Here is a 24,960-nt window from a genome sequence, read left to right on the forward strand (position 1 = left end):
CATCGTTCAGTTTTCAAAGTTCGTCTGTCGCTCATTGGCGACTCTTAAAATAATACAAGTCATCGACACAGTTGTCAACCACTTTTTTATTTCTTTCCGCTGCCATCAGCGGCAACGTTTATTAATTTACCGTATGTCGAACTGAAAGGCAAGTGTTTTTCAAAAACTTTTTAAAAATAATTTTAAAACGGATAAAAACACCCCCGGCCAGTCAAGCTGGGACGGGGGCAAAGCCACGTGAAGTCGGCATTTATTGCTGGTGACGCATTGTTGGGAAGAGTAAGACGTCACGAATTGATGGTGCATCTGTGAGCAACATGACAAGACGGTCAATTCCGATTCCGAGACCGCCAGTCGGTGGCATGCCATATTCGAGCGCCTCTAGGAAATCGTTATCGAGTTCGTGTGCTTCATCATTCCCCGCTTCTTTCTCAAGCAACTGTGCTTCGAAACGCTCACGTTGATCGATCGGGTCGTTCAACTCCGTGAACGCGTTCGCGTGTTCACGACGGACGATGAACAACTCAAAGCGGTCCGTGAAGCGTGGGTCTTGATCATTCTTTTTCGCAAGTGGTGACACTTCGACCGGATGGCCAGTGACGAAAGTCGGTTGAAGCAACGTCTCTTCTACTTTTTGTTCAAAGAATTCATTGACGATATGACCGAACGTCATATGATCTTGAACTTCGACACCGTGCTCTTTCGCAAGTGCGCGTGCTTCTTCATCCGACATCTGTTGCCAGAAGTCGACACCTGTCTCCTCTTTCACCAAGTCGACCATGTGGGCACGTTTCCAACCGATTCCGAGATGAATCGTATCTTCACCGTACTGGACATCTGTCGTGCCTAGCACTTCTTTCGCGACGTGCGCAACCAATTCTTCCGTCAAATCCATGATGTCGTTATAATCCGCATATGCTTCATATAGCTCAATCATCGTGAACTCTGGGTTGTGACGTGTCGAGATTCCTTCGTTACGGAAGACGCGTCCGATTTCATAGACGCGCTCAAGTCCACCGACGATGAGGCGCTTCAAGTGGAGCTCAATCGCAATTCGCATATATAGTTCCATATCGAGTGCATTGTGATGCGTCAAGAACGGACGGGCCGCTGCACCACCGGCAATCGTATGAAGCATCGGCGTTTCCACTTCAAGGTAACCGCGTTGATTTAAGAAAGTACGGATTTCCGAGATGATTCGGCTACGCAAAATAAACGTCTGACGTGAATCATTGTTTGTGATTAAGTCGAGATAACGTTGGCGATAACGTTGTTCGACATCTTTAAGTCCGTGGTATTTATCCGGAAGCGGTCGCAACGCTTTCGTCAACAGTTCAAACGCTTCAACGTGAATCGACAATTCTCCCACGTTCGTTTTGAACAATTTCCCTTTCACACCGACGATGTCACCAAGGTCAGACGATTTAAACAAATCGAACGCCTCGTCACCGACATCATTCTTGCGAACATAAATTTGAATCTGGCCAGTGACGTCTTGGATGTGGGCAAAGAAGACTTTCCCTTTCCCACGCTTCGTCATGATTCGGCCAGCAAGCGTCACGTCGACAGCTTGTTCAGCGAGCGCTTCTTTCTCAATCGCCTCATATTGTTCGTGCAATTCACCGGCATGGGCCGAGCGTTCGAACCGCTGACCGAACGGGTCTAAGCCGCGTTCGCGCATTTCCGTCATCTTTTCAAAACGCACCTGCATTTGGTCGTTCATTTCCAACTCGTGACTCACTACTCCATTCACTCCTCTATACGTATTGGGTTTCTCTCTAATAAAAAACTGTCGACCCGATGGCCAACAGCACAGCCTGAGCCGTTCGCTCATTGCGTAGCGCTTTTTCGCCAAACAAGCTTACCATAAATCACTTTTTTACACTAGTTCACACTTCTTGCATCTGTCGTTCGAGTTGCTCGACGAAATGGTACAAAATGATCCCGAACGTATCACGTGATTCAGCCTCATTGATTTGCTTGCGAACCGGGCCGCTCCCTTTCAATCCTTTTAAGTACCAAGCCGCGTGCTGACGCATCTCACGAACCGCCGTCAACTCACCTTTGATGGCAATCAAACGATCAAGGTGAAGCATACAAATATCAATCTTCTCCCGCGCTGCCGGTTCTGGCGGAAGCTCGCCCGTCTCCAAATATTGAACCGTCTGGTAAAGCATCCACGGGTTCCCTAAAGCGGCACGGCCAATCATGACGGCATCAACGCCGTAATGGTCAATCGCGTGTTTCGCTTCTTGCGGTGTCGAGATATCGCCATTCCCGATAATCGGGACGGTCGCAATCTTTTTCGCCTCGCCAATCCATTCCCAGTTCGCCGTTCCTTCATATTGTTGGGAACGGGTCCGGCCATGAATCGCAATCGCCGAGGCACCACCTGACTGGGCAGCACGTACATTATCAAGAATATAAATATGATCCTCATCCCAACCGAGACGCATTTTGACGGTGACCGGCTTTTCGACCGCGTTCGAGACGGCATTCACCATCTCATACACTTTCTCCGGGTCGAGCAACCACTTCGCCCCCGCCTCACACTTCGTCACTTTTGGGACCGGGCAACCCATGTTGATGTCGATAATGTCCGCATTCGTATTTTGGTCGACGTACCTCGCCGCCTGTACGAGCGTCTCTTTCGACCCGCCAAAGATTTGAAGACTGAGCGGTTTTTCTCGCTCATCGACGTACAGCATCCGTAGCGTCCGCGCGTTCTCTAACAAAATCCCTTTATCGCTCACCATCTCGGCACAGACGAGCCCGGCACCGAACTCTTTCGCGATGAGACGAAATGCCGGATTCGTGACGCCGGCCATCGGGGCGAGCACGGCCCGATTCTTAATGTCCACGTTTCCAATCTTAAAACCTGACATAGCTCCACTTCCTTTTATAGACGTTAAACCGATTCAACGAGCGACTGTAACGATTCAAGCCGGACTACATCGCGCCGTTCCGCTTCCGGTAGCGCGAGGAGCAGGTCGTGAACCGTCTGGCCTCTCACCACGAGCGTCGGAGCGATTTCCGCGAGCGGGGCGAGGACAAAAGCGCGTTCATGCATCCGCGGATGCGGTACAGACAAGTGCTTCGATTGTATATCTTCGCCGTTATAAACCAAGATGTCAAGGTCGATTGTACGGGGGCCGTTCTTAAAGAGACGTTCCCGCCCAAGCTGTCGCTCGATGTGTTGTAACCGGTCGAGGACGCCTTCGGCCGAACGTGCCGTGACGACTGCAACGACCATATTATAGAACGAAGGCTGGTCCGTATATCCGACCGGTGCCGTCTCATAGACGGACGACCGACTCGTGACACGAAGCCCTTCCGCCTCCATCGCTTCAATCGCCTCGTGTAAGTAACGGGCCCGCTCACCGATGTTTGAACCGAGTGCGATATACATCATCCGTTTCGACTCCGCGTCATCTCGATGGCGACCGAGTCGTAGTGTCCCGGAATCGGCGGGTCCGGTTTGATCACTTTGACGGTCACGCTTTGAATCTTATCGCTGTGGGCGAGCACGGCTTGCGTGATTCGTTCGCCGAGCGTCTCGAGCAGGTTGACCGGTTCGCCCGTGACGATCGCTTCTGTCACTTGATACAAACCGGCGTAGCTGACCCCGTCATCTAAATCATCCGACAATCCGGCCGGTGCCAGGTCGAGTTCACACATCAAATCGATATTAAATCGCTGCCCGAGTCGATTTTCTTCTTCAAACACACCGTGATACCCGTAAAAGCGCATCCCGGTCACAAACATCTTATCCATGCTGTCCGCCTCCTAACATCACATCCATCATCTGCGCCGCCCGCTTATTCGCGCGCACGTCATGCACCCTTACCCAAGCGCAACCTTTCATAATGCCGAGACACGTCGTCGCAATCGTCCCTTCTAGACGTTCCTCGGTCGGTAAGTCGAGCGCCTGTCCGATAAACGACTTCCGGGACGTCCCGAGCAGAACCGGGTACCCGAGGTTCGTGATGACATCAAGCCGGTTCATCAGTTCAAGGTTCTGTGCATAGTCTTTCGCGAAACCGATGCCCGGGTCGAGCCAAATCAACTCGTCCGACAAACCTGCCTCGTGCGCGAGCTCAATCGATTCTTGAATGTCGCCGACGACTTCTTCGATGAAATGTCCGTAATTCCGATTGTCCCGGTTGTGCATCAAAATAATTGGGACGCCATACGCGTTGGCCACCTGCACCATCGAGCGATCGCCCCATTTCGATCCCCAGACATCGTTGATGATATCCGCCCCGGCTTCGACGGCCGCTCGCGCGACTTCCGGCTTGTACGTGTCAATCGAAACCAACACGTCGAGCTCTGCTTTTAATCGGCGAATGACCGGGACGACCCGTTCAATCTCTTCTTCAGCTGATACGAACTGCGCCCCTGGCCGTGTCGACTCGCCGCCGACATCAATCGCATCGGCCCCATCCTCGACGAGTTGCCTCGCATGCGCAATCGCATCGTCAAGCACCGTATAGCGGCCACCATCCGAGAATGAATCCGGTGTCACATTCAAAATCCCCATCACGTTCGTCATGTCGCACTCTCCTTTTCAATCGTCTTCAATACACGTTGCCACACCTCCGTGAAGCGCGCTCCTTCTTTACCAGGGAAACGACGGCCAGAAAAATCGGTCACCGGCGCAATTTGTTGAATCGAGTTCGTCAGCCAAATCTCTTCGGCCTCGGCCAACTCTTCAAACGTGACAGCCCGCTCCGATACGTCAAACGTCTCCATCACCCATTTTCGGGTCACACCGGCGAGCGCGCCCGATGAGAGCGGTGTCGTAAAGAGACGACCGTCCCGTTCCGTCCAAAATACGTTCGAGACGAGCCCTTCTACGACGCTTCCACTCTCATCCGCAAACAACCCTTCGGCCTCACGGTCAATCAAGGCACGTTTCCCGAGAATATTGTTCATATAATGATGCGACTTCAAACGAAACGCGGCTTCAGGCCGGCTTCGCGGAAACGGCAACGCCTCGAGTCGCTTTTCAACCGGTGCGAACGCTTCGGCGAGCGGCTTGACGAGGAGCGTCACGTTCGGCCGCCCATACCGTCCGTCGTGAAGCCCGAGTGGTGCGACACCGGCTGATACGTTGAGGCGAATGTAAAGGTTTGGGGCATCGTTTTGTCGAACGACGTCTTGAATCGCTTGTTCGATGTCTCGCTTTCGATAAGGCAAGTCGATCCACAGCGCGTCCAAACTGTCAGTGAGTCTCTCCCAATGCGCATCGAACAAGAACGGCTTCCCGTCAAACGTCCGAAACGTTTCAAACAACCCCATTCCGTACAGGAAACCGTGATCGGACACGGGGATGCACACTTCATCGCTTCCACGTAACTCGCCGTTATGCCATAGCCACATGACGATACACCTCGATAAAGTTTCGAATCATCTCTTTGCCATGCTCCGTCAAAATCGCCTCCGGATGATATTGCACCCCTTCAATCGGCAACGTCTTGTGGCGGAGCGCCATAATCTCACCTTCCCGCGTCTCGGCCGTCACGTCGAGACAGTCCGGGAGCGACGCACGGTCAACGGCGAGCGAATGATATCGCGTGACGACCGTATCTTGGGGGACGTCTTGAAAGAGCGTCTTGCCGTCATGCCGAATGTTCGACGTCTTCCCGTGCATGAGCCGCTCGGCATGGACGACTTCGCCACCGAACGCTTGCGCGATCGCTTGATGACCGAGGCAGACGCCAAGAATCGGAACTTTCCCGGCAAACGTACGAATCGCCTCCACACTGATGCCGGCCTCATTCGGGGTACATGGTCCCGGCGAGATGACGAGATAGCTCGGAGCCAGCGCCTCGATTTCCTCGAGCGTGATGTCGTCGTTCCGGCGGACGACGAGTTGTTCGCCGAGCTCACCGAAATATTGCACCAAGTTATATGTGAATGAATCATAGTTGTCGATGAGTAAAATCATGTTGTCTCCTCCGCTTTCGCTTTCGCCGCCCAGAGCGCTTTCGCCTTTGACAACGATTCTTCATATTCGGCGACCGGGTCCGAGTCGATGACGATGCCCGCGCCGGCTTGAACGTGTGCCACCCCGTCTTTGACGACCATCGTCCGAATCGTAATGTTGAAGACGAGGTCGTCGGCCCAACTGAGCCAACCGTACGAGCCGGTATAAATGCCGCGCCGAACCGGTTCGAGTTCCTCGATAATCTCCATCGTCCGAATTTTCGGCGCCCCTGTAATCGTTCCGCCCGGGAACATCGCCCCGAGCGCTTCAGCACCGGAAACATCGTCCCGAATCAGACCGCGGACGTTTGAGACGATATGTTGGACGTGCGAGTACTTTTCGATGACCATCAACTCGTCGACGTGGACGGTGCCGTACGCCGCCACTTTCCCAAGATCGTTTCGTTCCAAATCGACGAGCATGACATGTTCGGCCCGCTCTTTCTCGTTATCTAACAGCGTTCGGGCCAGTTCCATGTCTTCCGCCTCGTCACGTCCCCGCGGCCGCGTCCCGGCGATCGGGCGTGTCGAGATGGCAGAACCGTGCTTCTCAATTAACAGCTCGGGCGACGCCGATACCATCGTCAAAAAATCGTCTTTGAAGTAACCCATATACGGTGACGGGTTCATCTCACGAAGCGTGTCATAGACGTGGCGCGGGTCGGCGAGGAGCGGCTCGGATTGTCTGACGCTCAAGTTGACTTGGAACACGTCGCCTTCCACGATATATGCTTGAATCGTCTGCACCGCCGCGACGAACTGTGCTTGCGATAGGGATCGCGCCCGCTCCACGTCACGATCGGCGACGGGTGCGAAAGCGTAATGTGTCTCCGTCTGCCAAAGTGCCGCGAACCGATCGAGCTTTGCCTCGACGTTTCCTTCTGCCGTGACCATGACGTACAAGAGCGACTCGTCTTCATCGAAGACGGCCACTTCATCGAACAACAAGAACGAAACGTCCGGCGTCGCCAAGTCATCGGCCGCTTCACGTGGCAACCGCTCGAGCGTCCGCGCGACGTCATAGCTCACATAGCCGATCATGCCGCCAAAGAACGGGGGTGCCCCGTCCGGACGTTCGACCGCATAACGCGAACGGACCGCTTCGACGATGTCGAGCGGGCGACCGTTTAACGTTTCAAGCCCTGCTTCCGTCTTCAACGTCCCGATGTGATCTTTCACGTGAAGCGTCCCGAACGGCTCGACGCCCGCCATCGTGTACCGACCGGCCCGGCCGCTCTCGAGCCACGCATGGTGGGACTTCCCTTCCGTCAACGTTAAGTATGTGTCGTACATCTTCTGTTTTGTCATATGGATTGTTTTGAACGCTGTCGTCCGCACATCCGATTCCCCCGTTCCTCTAGTTCATGCCTCTAATTGTACACAAGAAAAGGCAGTTCCCGAAAGAAGTTGTCTTCTAGGAACTGCCTCATACATTATGAACGGACACTGTCCGATTCTTCGTCGAATTGGTAGAGCGGCGTGCTCAAGTAGCGTTCTCCGTTTGATGGGATGATCGCAAGCACGTTTTTGCCTTTGCCGAGTTGTTTCGCCGTATCGACCGCTGCTGCGATGGCCGCGCCTGACGAGATGCCACCGAGGACCCCGTTCGTCCGTGCCGCGAGTCGAGCGTATTCGAACGCTTGGTCCGTCGTGATTTGCAGGACACCTTCATAAATCTCCGTATCGAGAATCGATGGGACGAACCCTGCGCCGATGCCTTGGATTTTATGCGGCCCCGGCTTTCCGCCTGAAAGGACCGGCGAATCAACAGGTTCAACTGCCAAGATTTTCACGTCCGGATATTTCGCCTTCAACACTTTACCGGCACCTGTAATCGTGCCACCCGTTCCAACACCAGCGATGAACGCATCGACGTCCAATCCTGAGGCCTCGAACGCGTCGACAATCTCAGGTCCCGTCGTCATCTCGTGGACGTTTGGGTTGGCCGCATTGTTGAATTGTTGAGGCAGGAAGTAGCCGTTCGCTTCCGCTTCTTCGGTCGCGCGACGAATCGCGCCGCCCATTCCTTCAGGACCTGGCGTCAAGATGAGCTCCGCCCCGTAACCGCGAAGCAAGTTGCGACGCTCCATGCTCATCGTCTCCGGCATGACGAGAATCGCTTTATAGCCTTTCGCTGCGCTGACCATCGCGAGTCCGATCCCCGTGTTGCCACTTGTCGGTTCGATGATGGTATCGCCCGGCTTCAAGATGCCTTCTTTTTCAGCTGCCTCGATCATGGCAAGTGCAATCCGGTCTTTTACACTCGAGCCCGGATTCATGTACTCTAACTTCATATAAACCGTTGCATCTTCCGGACCTGTCAGCCCGTTCAACTTCACAATCGGTGTCTTCCCAATCAAGTCTGTCACTGAATCTACGATACGCATGTTACTTCCTCCTCATAATTCCGACTATTCCGATAATGTAATCATACCCTATCGAATTGAAAATATGCAATTTGGAACGAAGCCGCTTAACGCGCTTGTTGTTTCATCGCCTCGAGCTGTTCCGCCGAGAAGTGATACTTTTCACCACAGAAGTGACAAACCGCTTCCGCGCCGCCGTCTTCTTCAATCATTTGACGAATCTCTTCGGCGCCGAGCCCGATAATCGCACTTTCCATGCGGTCACGGCTACACGTGCAGTTAAATTGGACCGGTTTTTGGTCAAGTAGTTCTAGACTGTCGCCAAGAAGCATCTCGAGCATCTCTTCCGGTGTCTTTTCTTCTCCGATTAACACCGATACCGGCGGGAACGTCTTGAGCGCCTGCTCGAGCGCCTGAATCGTCTCTTCTGACGCGTCTGGCATCAATTGAATGATAATCCCACCTGCCGCGAGAATCGATTCATCTTCCGGGAGGACGAGGACGCCCGCGCCGACGATTGACGGCACTTGCTCTGACGTTGCGAAGTAGTACGTGAAATCTTCACTGATTTCACCCGTTTGAATCTCAGACGAGCCGCCGACATAGTCTTTCAAACCGAGGTCTTTGATGACCGAGATCGTCCCACGGCCAACAACTTCGCCGACTTTCAGTTTCGTCAGGCCGTGGTCGTTGACGAACGTGCCGCCTTCGACGCGCGGATGCGACACGTATCCACGCACATCTCCGGCCGTGTCGGCATCGACGATGATTTTACCAATCGGTCCGTCGCCTTCGACTTTGAGCGTGACGCGGGCGGCGCCTTTTTGCATCGCTCCGATCATCGTCCCAATCGTCATCGTCCGACCGAGCGCCGCCGAGGCGACCGGTGTCGTCTGATGGCGGAGCTGCGTCTCAAAAATCGTCTTCGTCGTGCGGACGGCGAAGGCGCGGACTTCCCCGTTGAACCCGAGGGCACGGACGAGGTAATCGGCTTTCATTTGGTCAAGTAATGCTTGTTGTTCTGGTTGAATCATATCGTGTAACTCCTTTATGGTCATTTCTGGTTGCGTTCATAGATGAGGCGAAGCCCGTCGAGCGTCAAGAACGAATCAACGGCATCGATCGTCTCCGCGTGTTCGCTAATCAAGCGGGCCAGTCCGCCCGTGGCGATGACGGTCGCTTCCCCGACTTCGCGCTTGATACGGCTGACGATGCCATCGACTTGTGCGACGTACCCGTAGTACGTCCCGGACTGCATTGCTTGAATCGTGTTTTTTCCAACGACGGTCGGCGGGGTCGCGAGTTCGATGCGCGGCAACTTCGCCGCACGTTGATAGAGCGCCTCGACCGAAATCATGATGCCCGGCGAGATGATGCCGCCGTGATAGCGTCGGTTCGCATCGATGTAACAGTACGTCGTCGCCGTCCCAAAATCAACGATAATGAGCGGTCCGTCGTATTTGGCAATCCCGGCGACCGCATTGACGATGCGGTCAGCACCGACTTCTCGTGGATTGTCGACGTGGATGTCGAGGCCTGTCTTCACACCGGGACCGACGACGATCGGGCGGACGTTGAAGTAGCGTTGCGACATCTGTTCGAGTGGAAAGATGACCGGCGGGACGACGGACGAGAGAATCACGCCATCAACTTGGTCGAACGAGACGTTCGAATGATCAAACAGTGACTTGATGAGCATTCCATACTCATCGGTCGTTTTTGTGCGGTCCGTCGAGATGCGCCAATGGTGGACGAGCGTCTCACCGTCATACATCCCAAGAACAATATTTGTATTCCCAACATCAATCACTAAAATCATGATAGCGTTCCTCACTTTGTTGTCAATTACAGTTCGCTCGAATTATAACACGAAAAAAGACGAATGCCTCATGAAGGGCATTCGTCTCTAACACTTACCGTGAATCGTTGTTCGGGCGTTCTGTCGGTGTCGCCTCAGGCTTATCGCCTTCCGGGACGACGTCCGGCTTCACTTCTTGAACCGACTCCGGCTGGTCGATGACTTGTCCGTGCTTGACGGCCGCCTCATCTTTTTTCGCCTCGTCTGAATCATCCGTTGCATTCGTCGGCTCTGCCGGCTCGTGCGGGAGATATTCGCGTGTTTCAATCAAGTGACGAATCTGCTTCGAGTCGAGCGTCTCGACTTCAAGCAGCGTTTTCGCAACGAGTTCAAGATCGTCGCGACGATCGGTCAACACTTGCTTCGCTTTCGCGTAGCAGCGATTGATGATTTCGCGAATCTCAAGATCGATTTCTTGTGCGATGGCATCCGAGTAGTTCTGTTCTGTTTGGAAGTCACGGCCCAAGAACACTTGGCCACCATGATTTGAGCCGAGCTGGAGCGGCCCAAGCTTGTCGCTCATCCCGTAATCCATGACCATCTTCCGCGCAATCCCAGTCGCACGTTGGAAGTCATTGCTCGCGCCCGTCGACACTTCACCGAAGATGATGTCTTCGGCGACGCGACCGCCGAGGAGTCCGACAATCTTATCCTCAAGCTCAGGTTTCGTCATGAAGTAGCGATCTTCTTTTGGAAGCATGACGACGTATCCGCCCGCGTTTCCGCGTGGGACAATCGTCACTTTATGCACTTCATCGGCGTTCTCAAGTTCAATCCCGATAATCGTATGACCCGCCTCATGGTAGGCCACGATGTTTCGTTCTTTCTCCGAGATGACGCGACTCTTCTTCGAAGGGCCAGCGATGACACGGTCAATCGCCTCTTCCACGTCGACAATCGAAACAGCCGCACGGTTCGAGCGGGCTGCGACGAGCGCCGCCTCGTTGAGCAAGTTCTCCAAGTCCGCACCTGAGAAACCAGGTGTCCGCTGCGCGATCGACTTCAAGTCGACCGTCGAATCGAGCGGCTTGTTGCGTGCATGGACTTTTAAGACTTCTTCACGGCCTTTCACGTCAGGGCGGTCGACCGTGATTTGACGGTCAAAACGTCCCGGACGGAGAAGGGCCGGGTCAAGAATGTCCGGACGGTTCGTCGCGGCAATCATGATGATGCCTTCGTTATCACTGAATCCATCCATTTCAACAAGGAGTTGGTTAAGCGTCTGCTCACGCTCATCGTGGCCGCCACCGAGACCGGCACCACGTTGGCGTCCGACCGCATCGATCTCATCGATGAAGATGATACACGGTGCGTTCTTCTTCGCGTTCTCGAACAAGTCACGGACACGTGATGCCCCGACCCCGACGAACATCTCGACGAAATCAGAACCTGAAATCGAGAAGAACGGTACGCCGGCTTCACCCGCCGCTGCACGAGCGAGGAGTGTCTTACCTGTCCCTGGAGGACCGACAAGAAGGACACCTTTTGGAATCCGTGCGCCTAGTTTCGAGAACTTGCGCGGGTCTTTCAAGAACTCAACGACTTCAATCAGTTCTTGCTTCTCTTCGTCCGCTCCGGCAACGTCCTTGAACGTCACACGGCGCTTCTCTTGGTCGTATAGTTTCGCCTTCGATTTCCCGAAGTTCATCACACGACCGCCACCGCCGCCACCTTGGGCTTGGTTGAGCAAGAAGAAGAACAAGATGAAGATGATGATGAACGGTAAGATCGCAAATACGATACTGAACCAGTTCCCGCTCGACTCCGCTTCTTCGACACTAATGTTCGTATTCGCACGAAGTGACGAGAGCACTTCGGCATATTCGGCCTCGTTGGCCGGGATGTTCGTTTCAAAACGCTGGTCGTCATCTCCTGTTAAATCACCTGTAATCGAGATGGCACCCGGAATTTCTTGCACGGTCGCCGTTTCAATCCGACCTTCTTCCACATATTCCAAGAACTCCGAGTACGTGAGCGTCTCACTCTGGCTACTCGGGTTTTGTAAATATTGAAGGAACAAGATCAAGGCTAGGAAAATCACACCGAAAACTAAGGTGTTTTTCACTGCACGATTCATTCTCTGCCTCCTATTCCGAGAAACGATGTTCTCGCCCATTCAGTATATGTGTATACTTTGGGTATTTCTTTTATCTTACCACGTCACATTTTCAAAAGAAAAACGTTAGCCCCCGTAAACGCTCGGCTTGAGCACACCGACGTAAGGGAGGTTGCGATATTTCTCTTCATAGTCGAGACCGTAGCCGACAACGAATTCGTGCGGGATAACGAAACCGCTATAATCTGCGGACAATCCGTTTTTACGGCCTGTCGGCTTGTCGAGTAACGTGACGATCTTCACCGACTTGGCTTTACGATACTTAAGGAGGTCGACGAGATAGGCGAGCGTGAGCCCGCTATCAATGATATCTTCTACAATCAAGATGTCACGACCTTCTACAGACGTATTTAAATCTTTCTCAATTTTCACTTCACCTGTCGATGACGTCCCGCCGTGGTACGTCGATACGTCCATGAAGTCCATCTCAAGATGAATGTCCATCTCTTTGACGAGGTCCGACATGAACGGCATCGCGCCTTTCAGTACACAGACGAGAAGCGGGAACTCTTCTTTATATTCTTCGCTGAGCGTTGTCGCGAGTTCTTTCACTTTTACTTGAATTTCTTCGCTCGAAATGAGCACCTTTTCCATATCGTTCTTTAATGACATCTTAAAATCCTCCTCTTTCTAATCCGACACAATCATCATTTTACCATTAATTGTGGGCATCTCGCATCCGACTTCTCCGGAAAATCGGAAACTCTTATTCCTACTATAGCGATAATCCGATCGCTTGCGTCAACTAATAACGGGATGAGCGCCCGTTTTTCCCGCGGGACTTTTGCATCTATTAAAACGCGGGCGACTTTCTTCGTCCCGACCGAGAGGCTGATTCGGTCACCCGGGCGCGGGGCGCGAACGTATAAGGGCCACTCGAGTGCATCGAGCGGGAAACCGCGACCACCATCCGTCACCTCGAGCGAAACGACGTGTTCACCAAACGTCACGCGTTCCGGGAGCGTCTCGACTCGTTGCGGCGACGGGATTGACAGTCGCCCCCGTTCCGTCAGAGCGAGGCTACCGTCACGCTTCTCTAAACGAAAATCCCCGCCCACATCGTAAACACCCGTCCCTCGCTTACTTCGCATGAGTCGCGTCATGCCTTCCGCTACCTGTACCCCAAAACGCTGCGATAAAAGCCGGCCGAGCACATGCCGCTCTTCTTCCGACAAGGTCGCAAGCGTCGCAAGTTTCACATGAAACGCTTTCATTTCAAACCGGACGTGACGCGCCATCCAGTCGGCCATGGCCACATACCGTCGCTGCCAAATTTCACGGTTCAGACGCGCCGCTGTGCATACGTCTTGCACAAGCGTCGGCCATTCAGCTTGTAGCTCCGGAATGATCAGATGACGCATTTCATTGCGTAAATAATCGGTCTTCGCGTTCGTGGCATCTTCCCGCCATTCCAAGTTGTGGTGCTCCGCATACTCGATGAGCCGTTGTTTCGTCTCGTCTAACAACGGTCGGACGAGTGTTCCGCTACCGAACGGGCGACGTTCCGGGATGCCCGTCACTTCGATGACGTTACGGTGTAACTGAATGAGCACCGTCTCGACGACATCGTCGGCGTGATGGGCCGTCATCAACTCCCGATAGCCATGTTCACGCATGACCGTCTCGAAAAAGGCGTAGCGCGCTTCCCGAAAAGCGGATTGCGAGGCGGCTTCAAGTTCCAATCGCGTGCCGTGAAACGGGACGCCGTACGCGCACGCGAGTCGTTCCACGAATCGATATTCTTCATCGGATGCACGGCGCTGCCCGTGATGGACGTGAGCGACGCCCACGGCGATGCCTTTTGCAACCATCTGATGAAGCAAGACGATCGAATCGACGCCGCCCGAAACGGCAAGCAAGACGTTCGGCATGTCTATCCCTCCTCGAGATAACAAAAAAAGCCACCTCAGATGAGATGACTTGTTCGCTTAGGTAAGTGACCCGTACGGGATTCGAACCCGTGTTACCGCCGTGAAAGGGCGGTGTCTTAACCGCTTGACCAACGGGCCTAAATAAAATGGTAGCGGCGGAGGGAGTCGAACCCACGACCTCACGGGTATGAACCGTACGCTCTAGCCAGCTGAGCTACACCGCCATGTTATTGTTGTGTCCTAAGCACATTTTCTATAATAACCAGTCACCACATTTGTGTCAATTCTTTTTTTAAAGTTTTTTAAAAAAAGAATCGTGTATCGTGTCGTCTTTCCCACTATACACGATTTCCTTTTATTTTTACATCATGCTTCTGCTGCCGCGACCCGATATTTTTTCTTCCACGCCATTCTAAAGTAGCCCCATAGCAGTAGGAAGCATGCGAGTGACGCGACGGTGAGATAACTTGTGGCCGACTGTAAATATTGGGCACCGTCACCAGAGAGGATTTCTTTATACCCCGCGACCGTGTACGTCATCGGCAAGACCGCGTTGAACGGTTGGAGCGCCTTTGGAATCAACTCAAGCGGGAACGTTCCGGCCGACGTCGTCAATTGCAAAATGAGCAAGACGATGGCGACGAAACGACCCGGATTGCCAAGTGTCGTCACGAGTAATTGCACGATCAACAAGAACGTGATGCTGACGAGCCAACTGAACCCGAAGAAGCGAAGCGGTGCGTCCACGTCTAAACCGAGTAGTTGAACCATGGCGACGTTCAAGACGAGCGCTTGGACGAACCCGACGACAACGAGCACACCGGATTTCGAGAGCAGCCAAGAGAGGCTGCGCTTCGGTTTTCCGGCTGGATCGTATAACGGGTACACGATGGACAATAAGAGCGCCCCGACGAATAGGCCGAGGGACATGAAGTACGGCGCAAAGCCGGTCCCATAGTTCGGTACGTGATGAATCGATGCGTCGACAACCTTGACCGGGCCGGCCATCATGTCGACGTTCTCGTCTCCAAGCTCGATGGACGCTTGCTCCGCACCTTCAGCCAACGCGTCACGTAGCGTGACGTTTCCCGATTCCAGTTCAGACAAGCCGTCTCTCAATTCACTGCTTCCTGACGCGACCGTCTTCCCGCCGTCGGCGAGTTGCATCGCCCCTTCAGTCAGCGTGCGTGTACCAGTCTCTGCGTCTTTCGCACCGGCAGCGAGCTGTTTACTTCCTTCTGTCAACGTGCCTGTCGCTTCCGTCAAACGTGTACTGCCGGATGCCAGTTCAGACGTCCCATCTCTCAACTGCCCCACACCCGCATTCAACGCCGTACTCGCTGATGCAAGCTCCCCCGAACTCGTCATAGCCGTTTTGGCACCTTGCTCGAGCCGTCCCGAACCGGTTGCGAGCGCCGCGGCCCCATCCGCTAACTCGGTTTGTCCTGAATCGAGTTCGGCCAGACCGGAAGCAAGTGCGTTCGCTCCCGCTTCTGCTTTCGTCAAGCCCGCACCAAGTTCGGTTTGTCCGTCTCGAATGCGTTCCGCACCTATCGTGAGCTCATCAAATCCGGCCGTTGTCGCCTGTTTACCTTCCTCAAGTCGACTGACCACTTGTTGAAGCACGTCTGGTGGAATCGGCTGACCGGATGCTACCAACGCCGAAAGCTGTTGCATCAACTCGTCTTGACTGGCGAGTAGCGTCGTCTTCATTTGATCGATCCCGTCAATCAGTTCAGCCTCCCCTGCCAAAAGTGCAGCATTGCCTTGTTTGGCGTTCGTCATCCCGTTCGCCAATTCGTTCGAACCGGCGACGAGCTGTGCACTTCCAGCCTTCGCCTGCTCGACTCCCGCCGCCAAAGTCTGTACACCATCGTCAAGCGACTTCGCACCCGCGTACAGTTCCTCCAGTTTCGAGGCGAACGTCGTCGTCCCTTCGACGAGTCGATTCGTTCCGTCTAACAGGTCAGACGCACCTTCATTCACGCGGTCGGCCCCGTCTGAGAGGGCCGCACTTCCTTCATACACTTGTTGACTTCCGTCCGCCAAGTCGATCGTCCCGGTTGCGAGTTGGGACACACCCTCACCTAACTGGCCTGCTCCGTCTGCCAACTCTTGTTGTTTCGAAGCGAGTAAAGCGGTGCCATCAGCAAGTTCAGTCGCACCTTTCTCGGCCGTCTTGGATCCGTCGGCGAGTTTGGCTGCCCCATCTGCCGCTTCCTCAAGACCTACGGCCACTTCGTCGATGCCATCACGCATGGCGCTGACGTACTGCTTGGCGACCTCGGTCGATAACTCTGCTTTCACTTGCTCCATCGCCGAACCCCCGATTTGGGCGGCCAAAAAGTTATAGGACTCATTGGCGATATACGTCAGTTCGAGCTGTTCCGGTAACTCATCGAGCGCGGTCGTCGCTTTTGCTGAGAAGTCTTTCGGAATCTCGATTGCCATGTAATAATCGTGGTTTTCGAGTCCCGTCTCGGCCTCGGCTTTCGTCGTCTCGATGAAATCGAACGCCTCCGACGTGAGCAGCTTGTCGACGAGTTCGTCTCCGACAGCGAGCGAATCCCCATTGAACGTCGCCCCTTCATCCTCGTTGACGATCGCGACAGGTAAATCTTTCATCTGACCGTACGGATCCCAAAACGCCCATAAGAACATGCCCGCATACATGAGCGGTACGAGTGCGACCGCTAAAATCGGAATCAAGACGCGAGGGTTTTTCACGATGCTCCGCCACTCGGCTTTCCAAAGTTTCCATCCATTCATACGTTTCTCCACCTTCACTTATAAAACATAACTATTTTTTCATGGTTCCTATTCTGCTCGCTCGCGATAAAAAAATCAACCCTTTTTAGTTATTTTTCATAACTTTAAACACGAAAAAACCACAGACGATGATCGTCTGTGGTCGTGCCTCTCCTACAGGAAGAGCTTGTATGGTGAGTAGAAGCGAATGGTGTTACGAAGGGTTACCCGCGCTTGGCGCCACGTCCACCGCGTTTTGAGTCGGTTTGACGTTTCAACGTTGTGAGACGCTCATCGCTATCTTTCAAGAACTTGCTCATCAACGTGTCAAACGTCTCTGGCTCGCGTCGCACTTCACGACGGCCGCCACCGCCGCCACGTGGACCGCCACCGCGTGGGCCACCGCCGCCGCGTGGACCGCCTTGGCCTTGGCCCGGGCCGCCTGGACGTGGACCGCGTGAGAAACGTTCGCCAGCCGGACGCTCAGGGCGTTCGCTCACAGGGCGATCGACCGCTTTCTTGATGGACAACCCGATTTTGCCATCGTTTTCGACGTTCAAGATTTTGACTGTGACTTCCTGGCCGACTGTGAGGACTTCGTTGATGTCTTTGACGTAAGAATCCGCCACTTCACTGATGTGGACCAAACCTGTCTTCCCGTTTGGAAGTTCTACGAACGCTCCGAAATGCGTAATCCCTGTAACCTTGCCTTGTACCTTGCTTCCTACTTCAATTGACATAAAATAATGTACTCCTTTTTTGATTGATTCCCTACAATTATACGAGTCGTTTCGTCAACGGTCAACGAACCGACTTATTCCTCTGGGGAGAAGTAAAAAATAATCTCGCCATCTTTCGAGAACAACAGCTCGTTGCGCGCGAGGTTGGCGATATATTCTTCGTCTTGTAAACGTTCGACCTGCTCCTTCAATTCCGCTTGCTCACCTTTCACTTCGGTCAACTCGATTTGCGCCTCATTTTGCTTTCGCTCTTGTTCCGAGACGTAACCGACTTTCGAGAAGTAACTTTGACCGATGAGCACGATCATTAACAAAAAGAGAAGGGAGGCCGCAGCCAGGCGGCGTCGAAGATGGATACGTCGCCGGCTCTGTTCTTTTTCCAGCTGTTCTCTCCGTTCGTCGAGAGCCCGAATTCGCTGTTTTCGCTCTGTCGGGGTACGTCCATTCATCGAATCACCTTCCTCCTGTCCTGATACGTTCAGTATACCTTTTTTTTACGCTTCCGTACCACTGTTCACCTTTTCTTCTTTGATCAGGCGATACATTTCTTTCGCGTCTTCTTTACGGGCATGTTCTGCAATCGAATCGATCACGACCGTGACAAGCTTGTTCCCGAAACGGATTGTAAGCTCGTCTCCGACTTTGACGTCCGTGCTCGCTTTCGCGACTTGTCCGTTCAGTTCGATACGACCTTGATCCGCTACTTCTTTGGCCAACGTCCGGCGCTTGATTAACCGGGACACTTTCAAAAATTTATCCAACCTCATAGTCCTTGCTCCTTCGCTTCGTTCCAGAGTCGGTCCATCTGTTCGAGCGTCATGTCCTCGACGGACCCGTTCGCCTCGATGTATTCAAACCGTCTCTTGAATTTTTGATTCGTTCGTTCGAGTGCTTGCTCGGCGTTCAACTTATAGTATCTGGCGACGTTGACGATGGAGAACAACACATCACCTAACTCCGTCTCGTCTTCCGGGCGTTCTTTCCACTCGCGCACTTCTTCTTCGAGTTTCGCGAACGCACCGCTCACATCGTCCCATTCGAACCCGACGTGGGCGGCTTTCTTCTGCAGCTGTTCGGCTCGCATCAATCCCGGTTGTGTCATGAGCACACCGTCTAGTTGCGATTTTCTCTTTTCCCCTTTTTCGGTCTGTTTAATCGCATTCCAGTTCGAAATGACATCATCGGCGTCAGCGACCGTCACATCCCCGAAGACGTGCGGGTGTCGCCGCACCATTTTCTCACTGATTGACCCGATGACGTCCCGGATATCGAAATAGCCGTCATCGGCACCGATTTGGGCGTGCAGCATGACTTGGAGTAACACGTCGCCGAGCTCTTCGATGATGGCGTCATCGTCTTGTTCGTCAATCGCTTCAATCAACTCGTACGCTTCCTCGAGCAAATACTTACGAAGCGACTCATGCGTCTGCTTCCGGTCCCACGGACATCCGTTCGGACCTCGGAGCGTCGCGATGATGTGGTGAAGCGTGGCAAATTCACGGGCCAAATACGCCTCATCGGTCAACGGCGGCACGTATAGCGTCGTCAAGTTGTCGACTTCGGCGACCCGATCCATCTCATAGAGCGGTACTTCTCGAATCTGCTCGTGCTTCGTTCCGGCTGCCGTGACGAGCTTGACGACATGTTCATCCGGATAACGTTCCATTAACTGAACTTTCACATCTCCGGCGACGAAACCGTCATACACTTGACCGATGAGGACGTGTTGCGTCACTTGCAGCCGCTCGATATCGAGCGCGGTCGCATCGAGCAACTGGAAGCCATTAATCGGATCGATGCGAAGCGCCTGAAACATCGCGTCCAGAAAGCTCTGTCCACCGAGAAACGTGACATCCGCGCCTCGTTCAACGAGCAACTCGACCGTCCGTTCGGCTACGAACGGATGACCCGGGACAGCATACGTAATAGCGAGCTCGTCACTTTTCTCGATGAGAGATGCGACGATTTGTTCGTAGACGTCTTCAAACGTTTCCGACGTCTCGTAGACCGAATCGAACGACTCGAAGTGTATTCCTTCCGCCTCGAGTTCGTCGACGACCGGATGGTTCCTTGTCCGTAACCAGACGAGCGGCTGTCGTTTCAAATGACGATATACGCCGAGCGGCAGTTGTTCAAGTTCGCCGGACCCGAGTCCGACGACGGTAATTCCAAAGCTCATATCAGTTCTCCTTTTTATCCATCAAATTGACGAAACGGTTGCCGAGCGGAATCATCTCCCACTCTCCGATTAAGAGGACGCGCTCGCGCCAAAGCCGCCACGCGTATAGGCCGGCCCCGATCAACACCATCCCCCCGAGCCAGACGAAGGCATCGAGGCGGTGCGTCATCCGATCGAGCGCGAGCACGTTCAAACCGAAGAGGACAAGACCCATCGGCGTGACCGTTTTGACGAGTAATCCATAATGTTTGAAGCGTAGCATGCCGAGCGGGATGACTCGGTCGAGCCGATTAAAGTTAAAGGCGGCCATCCCTAAAAAGGCGACAGACGTCCCAATGGCCGCCCCTTCAATCCCGTAGTTTGGAACGAGCATGAGATTGACCACGAGTTTCATTCCAATCGCGACAAGCATCCCGAACGCGGCCGTCCGCTCCCGGTCAATCGCCTGCAGACACGTCATGCTCGCGACGGCGAGGGAGGCGGCGAACGTACTCGTCGAAAGGAGGACGAGCGCGAACGTCCCGTCCGCATTCTCGAACAACGCCACGTTCAGCGGGAGCATCACACCCATGAGTCCAATCGTTGCCGCGGCCGCGACAGCGGTCGTCACCCGAATCATCGAGCGAAGACCGCTCGCCGTCGCTTCAATCTGCCGGGCCCGGTAATGTCGTACAAGGCTCGGCACGTTTGCCATCCCGAGCGCGGTCGTGAACAGAATCGCGAATTGGACGAGCGGATAACCACGGTCGAACACGCCTTTACTCACTTTCGCCTCGAAATCGCCCCCCATCAAGTTGACGATCGTGAACGAGTCGACGAGTTGCATCCATAGAATGCCGAGTGAGGCGAAGCCGACCGCAAACCCAGTCGTCACGATGACACGAAATGCGGCCTGGAGCGTCACCTTTTGGACCGGGACGAGCCGTAGTCGCAAGCCTTTCGCCCACACGCTGAGGACGACGATTGCTACGATTCCGCCGACGAGCGTCGCCGCGTAAGCGTAGCGGCTCAAGGCGTAAGCATCGAGTCCGAGGTGCACGCCGATGACGAGTACGGCAAGTAGGACCGTGACGCGTACGAGGTTCTCTAGCACTTGCGACAAGGCACACGGTTTTAAGTCGTCAATCGATTGGAATGATCCTCTCAGCACTGCGAGCGCCGGCATGAGCAAATAACTCAGGCTGATCACACGAAGTGTCGAGGAGAGGTTTGGGTCGCCGAGCCAGCCCGCAAGGAGCGGCGCGAGCGACCACATCCCCATGACAAGCACGAAGGCGAGTCCGAGCAAAATATAAAAGCTCCCCCACAACACTTCGAGTTTCCGCTTCGGCCCGTTCGCCCCGACACCAATCTTTGCGATGACGACGGGCATCGCGTACATGCCGAGCGATGCGACGATTGCTGCGAACGGATAGACCGTCTGATAAGCATACAAACCGAAGTCTCCCGCAATGTTCTGGTACGGGACGCGATACGCGAAGCTGATGACTTTCGTGATATAGCCCGCGAGAGCGAACAAGACGACGCCTGTCGCAAACTTACTTGACGGCCGCATGCGCCAACCTCTTCGTCAACTCTTCGAGGACCGTATCGGCATCATTCAACAGTTCGACGACCGGCATGCGTCCGCTAAGCGACAGCTTGAGTGCGCCGTTGTCTTGACCGACGCCGAGTTTACGGCCGAGCGGCATCGTCCACTCCATGAAGGATGGGACGTCAAGCGCTGTCGTCGACTCCATCGTCAAGACGATCTCGACGCGGCCTGGCACTTGTTTAATCCGCGCTACTCGCGCCATCTCGCCGTAAATCCGGAGGCGTGTCAATTGAATCAATAGCGCGACCGGTTCCGGGAACTCCCCGAACCGCTCAATCAACTCGTCTTGGAGCGCGAACAACGCTTCCGGTGTATCGACGTATTTGAAACGTTTATACATCTCGATTTTCAGTTCGCTATCCGACAAGTAATCGTCCGGGATGTACGCATCGGCTTGGAACGAGATTTCTGGTTTAAAGACGACTTGTTTGGCCTGTCCGCGCATGCGGTCCTTCCGCTCTTCGATCGCTTCAGACAACATTTGCGAGTACAAGTCGAAACCGACCGAGTCAATGAATCCGGACTGTTGAGCCCCGAGCAGGTTACCGGCACCGCGAATCGACAAGTCACGCATCGCGATCTTGAAGCCGCTTCCGAGCTCGGTAAATTCTTTAATCGCCTGTAATCGGCTCTCTGCCACTTCCGTCAACCGTTTGTCTTTCCGGTACGTGAAGTATGCGTAGGCAATCCGATTTGAACGTCCGACACGGCCGCGGAGCTGATACAGTTGCGACAGCCCCATCTTATCCGCATCGTGGACGATGAGCGTGTTGACGTTCGGGATGTCGATGCCCGTCTCGATAATCGTCGTCGAGACGAGAATATCGGCCTCGCCTTCTAAGAAACTGATGAGCTGACTTTCAAGCTCTGTCTCGGTCATCCGCCCGTGCGCTGTCGCGATGCGCGCTTCCGGCAATAGTGCCCGAATCTCTTCGGCTTTGCGCTCGATGCCTTCGACACGGTTATAGAGGAAGAACGCTTGACCACCTCGGGCGAGTTCGCGCTCGAGCGCCTCGCGGAGCACAATCCCATCGTACTCCATGACGTACGTCTGGACGGGGTAGCGGTTCTCCGGTGGTGTCTCGAGTACGGATAAGTCGCGAATGCCGATCATCGACATGTGGAGCGTCCGTGGAATCGGGGTCGCCGTCAGCGTCAACACGTCGATGTTCGTCTTCAACTGTTTGAGTCGCTCTTTATGCTTCACCCCGAAGCGCTGCTCTTCATCGATGATGACGAGACCGAGGTCGGCGAACGTGACGTCTTTTGACAAGACACGGTGCGTCCCGACGACGACGTCAATCGTTCCTTCCTTCAAGCCTTTTTTCGTCGCCGCCATCTCGCTCTTGGAGCGGAAACGGCTCATGACCGAGACGTTAATCGGGAACTCGCTGAAACGCTCGAGCATCGTCTCGTAATGCTGCTGGGCGAGGACGGTCGTCGGCACGAGGAACGCGACTTGCTTCCCAGCGAGCACTGCTTTGAACGCAGCTCGAATCGCCACTTCCGTCTTCCCGTATCCGACGTCTCCACAAAGAAGGCGGTCCATCGGGCGCGAACGCTCCATGTCCGCTTTGATTTCTGCGATCGAGCGGACTTGGTCTTCGGTCTCGGCGTATGGGAACGACGACTCGAACTGACTCATCTCTTCGTCATCGCCTGGGAACGCATAACCGACGGACGCTTCCCGTGCCGCATACAGTTTAATCAACTCGTCGGCGATATCTTCGACTGATTTCGCGACTTTTGATTTTACTTTCTTCCACTCCGTGCCACCGAGCTTATAAATTTTTGGTTCTTTACCTTCGGCGCCGACGTACTTTTGGACGAGGTCGATTTGATCGACCGGTACGTACAACGCATCGTCGCCGGCATAGACGAGATGCAAATAGTCCTGATGAATGCCGCCGACTTCAATCGTCTTGATGCCGAGATACTTCCCAATCCCGTGATGGATATGGACGACGTGGTCGTTCGGTTTCAGCTCTTGGTAACTCTTGATTCGTTCGGCGTTCGTCAAATTCTTCGTCTGACGTTTTCGCTTCGCCACCCGTTTGAACAGTTCTTCTTCCGAGACGACGACGAGTCGGCTCGTCGAGAGTTCGAACCCACCTTCGATTTGACCGATCATGACGTGGGCGTGACGTGGTAACAGTTCCCCGTCCACGTTCGTAAACGTAGAAGGGATGCCGTAATCTTCAAGTAGCGTCGCGACTTTGTCCGCCCGGTCCTTGTCTCCGGCGAGGAAGACGATGCGGTGGTCACTTTGCTGCCAACGCTCGACTTCTTGCTTCAACAAATGCATCTGGCCGTGGAACGCCGGAAGTGGGCGACAACTGAGGTGAACCGTGTTCGCCTCCGGGATGCCCGAACGGCGTGACGGCAATAGCGAGAAGGCGACTTGTTTCAAGTCACGGAACACTTTATGCATCGGCACGGCGAGTGTATAGTTGGAGACCGACTCTCCCCGTTCGATTAACGACGAGAACCATTCGGCTTCTTCACGGTCTTGCACATCGGCCGCATCTTCGATTCGCGCGACTTCGTCTAAAATGAGCACCGCTTCCGCACCGACGTAATCGAGGAGCGTCGCTTTATAGAGGAGCGGCGTGAATTTCCCGATTTGACTCGGCACGTCCCCTCGCCGAAGCGTCTCAATGTCACCGGCAATCCCGTCTTCAAGCGCCTGACGAATCGTCTCCGTTTCGATGAGCGACAACGTCCGCTCATATTGTCGATTTAACGCGTCTCCAGCTTTTTTCAATTGATCCGCCGACGCCACGAACTCCGTCGCTGGTGGGATGACGGCTTCTTTCGCCACACCGAGCGAACGCTGTGTCTCGGCGTCGAACGTGAAGACCGAATCTACTTCCGTATCGAATAAGTCGATACGGAACGGTCGGGCCTCCGTCAGCGGATAGACATCGAGGATGCTACCACGGACCGAGAATTCACCCGGTGCCGTCACGGTCGCGGTCCGTTCATAACCGAGTGTGACGAGTCGTTCCGCGAACGGCTTCAACTCTAACTCTTGTCCTGGTCGAATGACGTGATGACTCGCTTGCCAATCGTCCGGGCTTGGGATGAAACGACGCAAGCCGCCGAGCGGCACGACAACGACGCCTCCTTGTTCATGAAGGAGACGCGTCCTGGCCTCGATTCGGGTCGCTAAAAGCTCTGGGCTCGACGTTAACGACAGTTCGCCCGCGAGCGTCTCATCGATTGGATAGAGCAACGCTTTGTCCGGTCCAATCAACGCCTCGAGTTGGTCGTACATTTTTTGGGCCTGATACATGTTGTGGGTGACGACGACGAGACGTCGTGACGTCTCTTTGGCGAGCCCTGCCAAAACGAGCGCCTTCGCACTCGTCGTCAATCCCGTCACGAGCTGACGGTCCAGTTTCGGCAACCTGTCGCGAATGGTTTTCGTTTCAGGCAACGCCACCATAAATCTCTCTAGAGCGTTCATTTGTTTTCCTCCACCTCATACGACAAAAAAG

Annotated in this window: 21 protein-coding genes and 2 tRNA genes; all 23 read right to left on the reverse strand. The window is 54.2% G+C overall.

From position 1 onward, the window contains the following. Positions 1-250: 250 nt before the first annotated feature. The 23 genes from lysS to mfd all read right to left on the reverse strand — a co-directional run bounded on the left by lysS (position 251) and on the right by mfd (position 24,929). The gene (lysS, locus tag RT52_RS10315) at positions 251-1,741 is read right to left on the reverse strand and encodes a lysine--tRNA ligase (protein ID WP_034803763.1); all 1,491 of its coding nucleotides are present in this window, start codon (positions 1,739-1,741) and stop codon (positions 251-253) included. 148 nt (positions 1,742-1,889) lie between these two features. Then, positions 1,890-2,885: a tRNA dihydrouridine synthase DusB gene (gene dusB / locus RT52_RS10320; RefSeq protein WP_034803760.1), complete on the reverse strand. Its 996-nt coding sequence runs from the start codon at positions 2,883-2,885 to the stop codon at positions 1,890-1,892. A gap of 23 nt (positions 2,886-2,908) precedes the next feature. Next, positions 2,909-3,412, reverse strand: coding sequence for a 2-amino-4-hydroxy-6-hydroxymethyldihydropteridine diphosphokinase (gene folK / locus RT52_RS10325; protein ID WP_034817150.1), 504 nt, complete (start codon positions 3,410-3,412; stop codon positions 2,909-2,911). Further along, positions 3,409-3,774: a dihydroneopterin aldolase gene (gene folB / locus RT52_RS10330; RefSeq protein WP_034817152.1), complete on the reverse strand. Its 366-nt coding sequence runs from the start codon at positions 3,772-3,774 to the stop codon at positions 3,409-3,411. Before folB ends, folK begins: the two co-directional genes overlap by 4 nt. After that, positions 3,767-4,552 carry a dihydropteroate synthase gene (gene folP, locus RT52_RS10335; RefSeq protein WP_034817153.1) on the reverse strand — a complete coding sequence of 262 codons (786 nt, stop codon included), beginning with the start codon at positions 4,550-4,552 and terminating at the stop codon, positions 3,767-3,769. Before folP ends, folB begins: the two co-directional genes overlap by 8 nt. After that, positions 4,549-5,382: an aminotransferase class IV gene (locus tag RT52_RS10340; protein WP_034817155.1), complete on the reverse strand. Its 834-nt coding sequence runs from the start codon at positions 5,380-5,382 to the stop codon at positions 4,549-4,551. The genes folP and RT52_RS10340 overlap by 4 nt, the downstream gene beginning before the upstream one ends. After that, a complete protein-coding gene (pabA, locus tag RT52_RS10345) occupies positions 5,366-5,950 on the reverse strand; it encodes an aminodeoxychorismate/anthranilate synthase component II (RefSeq protein WP_034803748.1) in 585 nt (194 codons plus the stop codon). Before pabA ends, RT52_RS10340 begins: the two co-directional genes overlap by 17 nt. Then, complete coding sequence (locus RT52_RS10350) at positions 5,947-7,296, reverse strand: anthranilate synthase component I family protein (RefSeq protein ID WP_051690339.1); 1,350 nt, start codon at positions 7,294-7,296, stop codon at positions 5,947-5,949. The genes pabA and RT52_RS10350 overlap by 4 nt, the downstream gene beginning before the upstream one ends. A 125-nt stretch (positions 7,297-7,421) precedes the next feature. Beyond that, the gene (gene cysK, locus RT52_RS10355) at positions 7,422-8,375 is read right to left on the reverse strand and encodes a cysteine synthase A (protein WP_034803744.1); all 954 of its coding nucleotides are present in this window, start codon (positions 8,373-8,375) and stop codon (positions 7,422-7,424) included. A gap of 86 nt (positions 8,376-8,461) precedes the next feature. Beyond that, positions 8,462-9,388 carry an Hsp33 family molecular chaperone HslO gene (gene hslO, locus RT52_RS10360; protein ID WP_051690337.1) on the reverse strand — a complete coding sequence of 309 codons (927 nt, stop codon included), beginning with the start codon at positions 9,386-9,388 and terminating at the stop codon, positions 8,462-8,464. Positions 9,389-9,408: 20 nt separating this feature from the next. Beyond that, positions 9,409-10,173 carry a type III pantothenate kinase gene (locus tag RT52_RS10365; protein ID WP_034803743.1) on the reverse strand — a complete coding sequence of 255 codons (765 nt, stop codon included), beginning with the start codon at positions 10,171-10,173 and terminating at the stop codon, positions 9,409-9,411. 94 nt (positions 10,174-10,267) lie between these two features. Then, a complete protein-coding gene (ftsH, locus tag RT52_RS10370; RefSeq protein WP_034817157.1) occupies positions 10,268-12,289 on the reverse strand; it encodes an ATP-dependent zinc metalloprotease FtsH in 2,022 nt (673 codons plus the stop codon). Between the two features lie 105 nt (positions 12,290-12,394). Then, positions 12,395-12,940 (reverse strand): hypoxanthine phosphoribosyltransferase, encoded by a 546-nt coding sequence (hpt, locus tag RT52_RS10375; protein ID WP_034817159.1) that lies wholly within the window; start codon positions 12,938-12,940, stop codon positions 12,395-12,397. 35 nt (positions 12,941-12,975) lie between these two features. Beyond that, complete coding sequence (gene tilS, locus RT52_RS10380) at positions 12,976-14,199, reverse strand: tRNA lysidine(34) synthetase TilS (RefSeq protein WP_034817160.1); 1,224 nt, start codon at positions 14,197-14,199, stop codon at positions 12,976-12,978. 66 nt (positions 14,200-14,265) lie between these two features. Further along, positions 14,266-14,337: transfer RNA gene (locus RT52_RS10385), tRNA-Glu, on the reverse strand. A 9-nt stretch (positions 14,338-14,346) separates the two neighbouring features. Next, a tRNA-Met gene (locus tag RT52_RS10390) sits at positions 14,347-14,423 on the reverse strand. A 142-nt stretch (positions 14,424-14,565) separates the two neighbouring features. Next, positions 14,566-16,968 (reverse strand): YhgE/Pip domain-containing protein, encoded by a 2,403-nt coding sequence (locus tag RT52_RS10395; protein WP_034817162.1) that lies wholly within the window; start codon positions 16,966-16,968, stop codon positions 14,566-14,568. A gap of 203 nt (positions 16,969-17,171) precedes the next feature. Further along, positions 17,172-17,687: a S1 domain-containing RNA-binding protein gene (locus RT52_RS10400; protein WP_034817164.1), complete on the reverse strand. Its 516-nt coding sequence runs from the start codon at positions 17,685-17,687 to the stop codon at positions 17,172-17,174. A gap of 74 nt (positions 17,688-17,761) precedes the next feature. Beyond that, positions 17,762-18,136, reverse strand: a complete 375-nt coding sequence (locus RT52_RS10405; protein WP_034817166.1) for an FtsB family cell division protein — start codon at positions 18,134-18,136, stop codon at positions 17,762-17,764. 45 nt (positions 18,137-18,181) lie between these two features. Then, complete coding sequence (locus RT52_RS10410) at positions 18,182-18,454, reverse strand: RNA-binding S4 domain-containing protein (RefSeq protein WP_034817168.1); 273 nt, start codon at positions 18,452-18,454, stop codon at positions 18,182-18,184. Beyond that, the gene (gene yabN, locus RT52_RS10415) at positions 18,451-19,866 is read right to left on the reverse strand and encodes a bifunctional methyltransferase/pyrophosphohydrolase YabN (RefSeq protein WP_034817170.1); all 1,416 of its coding nucleotides are present in this window, start codon (positions 19,864-19,866) and stop codon (positions 18,451-18,453) included. Before yabN ends, RT52_RS10410 begins: the two co-directional genes overlap by 4 nt. Before the next feature lies 1 nt (position 19,867). Next, positions 19,868-21,421 carry a polysaccharide biosynthesis protein gene (locus tag RT52_RS10420; RefSeq protein WP_034817171.1) on the reverse strand — a complete coding sequence of 518 codons (1,554 nt, stop codon included), beginning with the start codon at positions 21,419-21,421 and terminating at the stop codon, positions 19,868-19,870. Beyond that, positions 21,405-24,929 carry a transcription-repair coupling factor gene (gene mfd / locus RT52_RS10425; RefSeq protein ID WP_034817173.1) on the reverse strand — a complete coding sequence of 1,175 codons (3,525 nt, stop codon included), beginning with the start codon at positions 24,927-24,929 and terminating at the stop codon, positions 21,405-21,407. Before mfd ends, RT52_RS10420 begins: the two co-directional genes overlap by 17 nt. Positions 24,930-24,960: the final 31 nt, after the last annotated feature.

This window comes from Exiguobacterium alkaliphilum 12/1 (assembly GCF_000714435.1).
Lineage (GTDB): Bacteria > Bacillota > Bacilli > Exiguobacteriales > Exiguobacteriaceae > Exiguobacterium > Exiguobacterium alkaliphilum.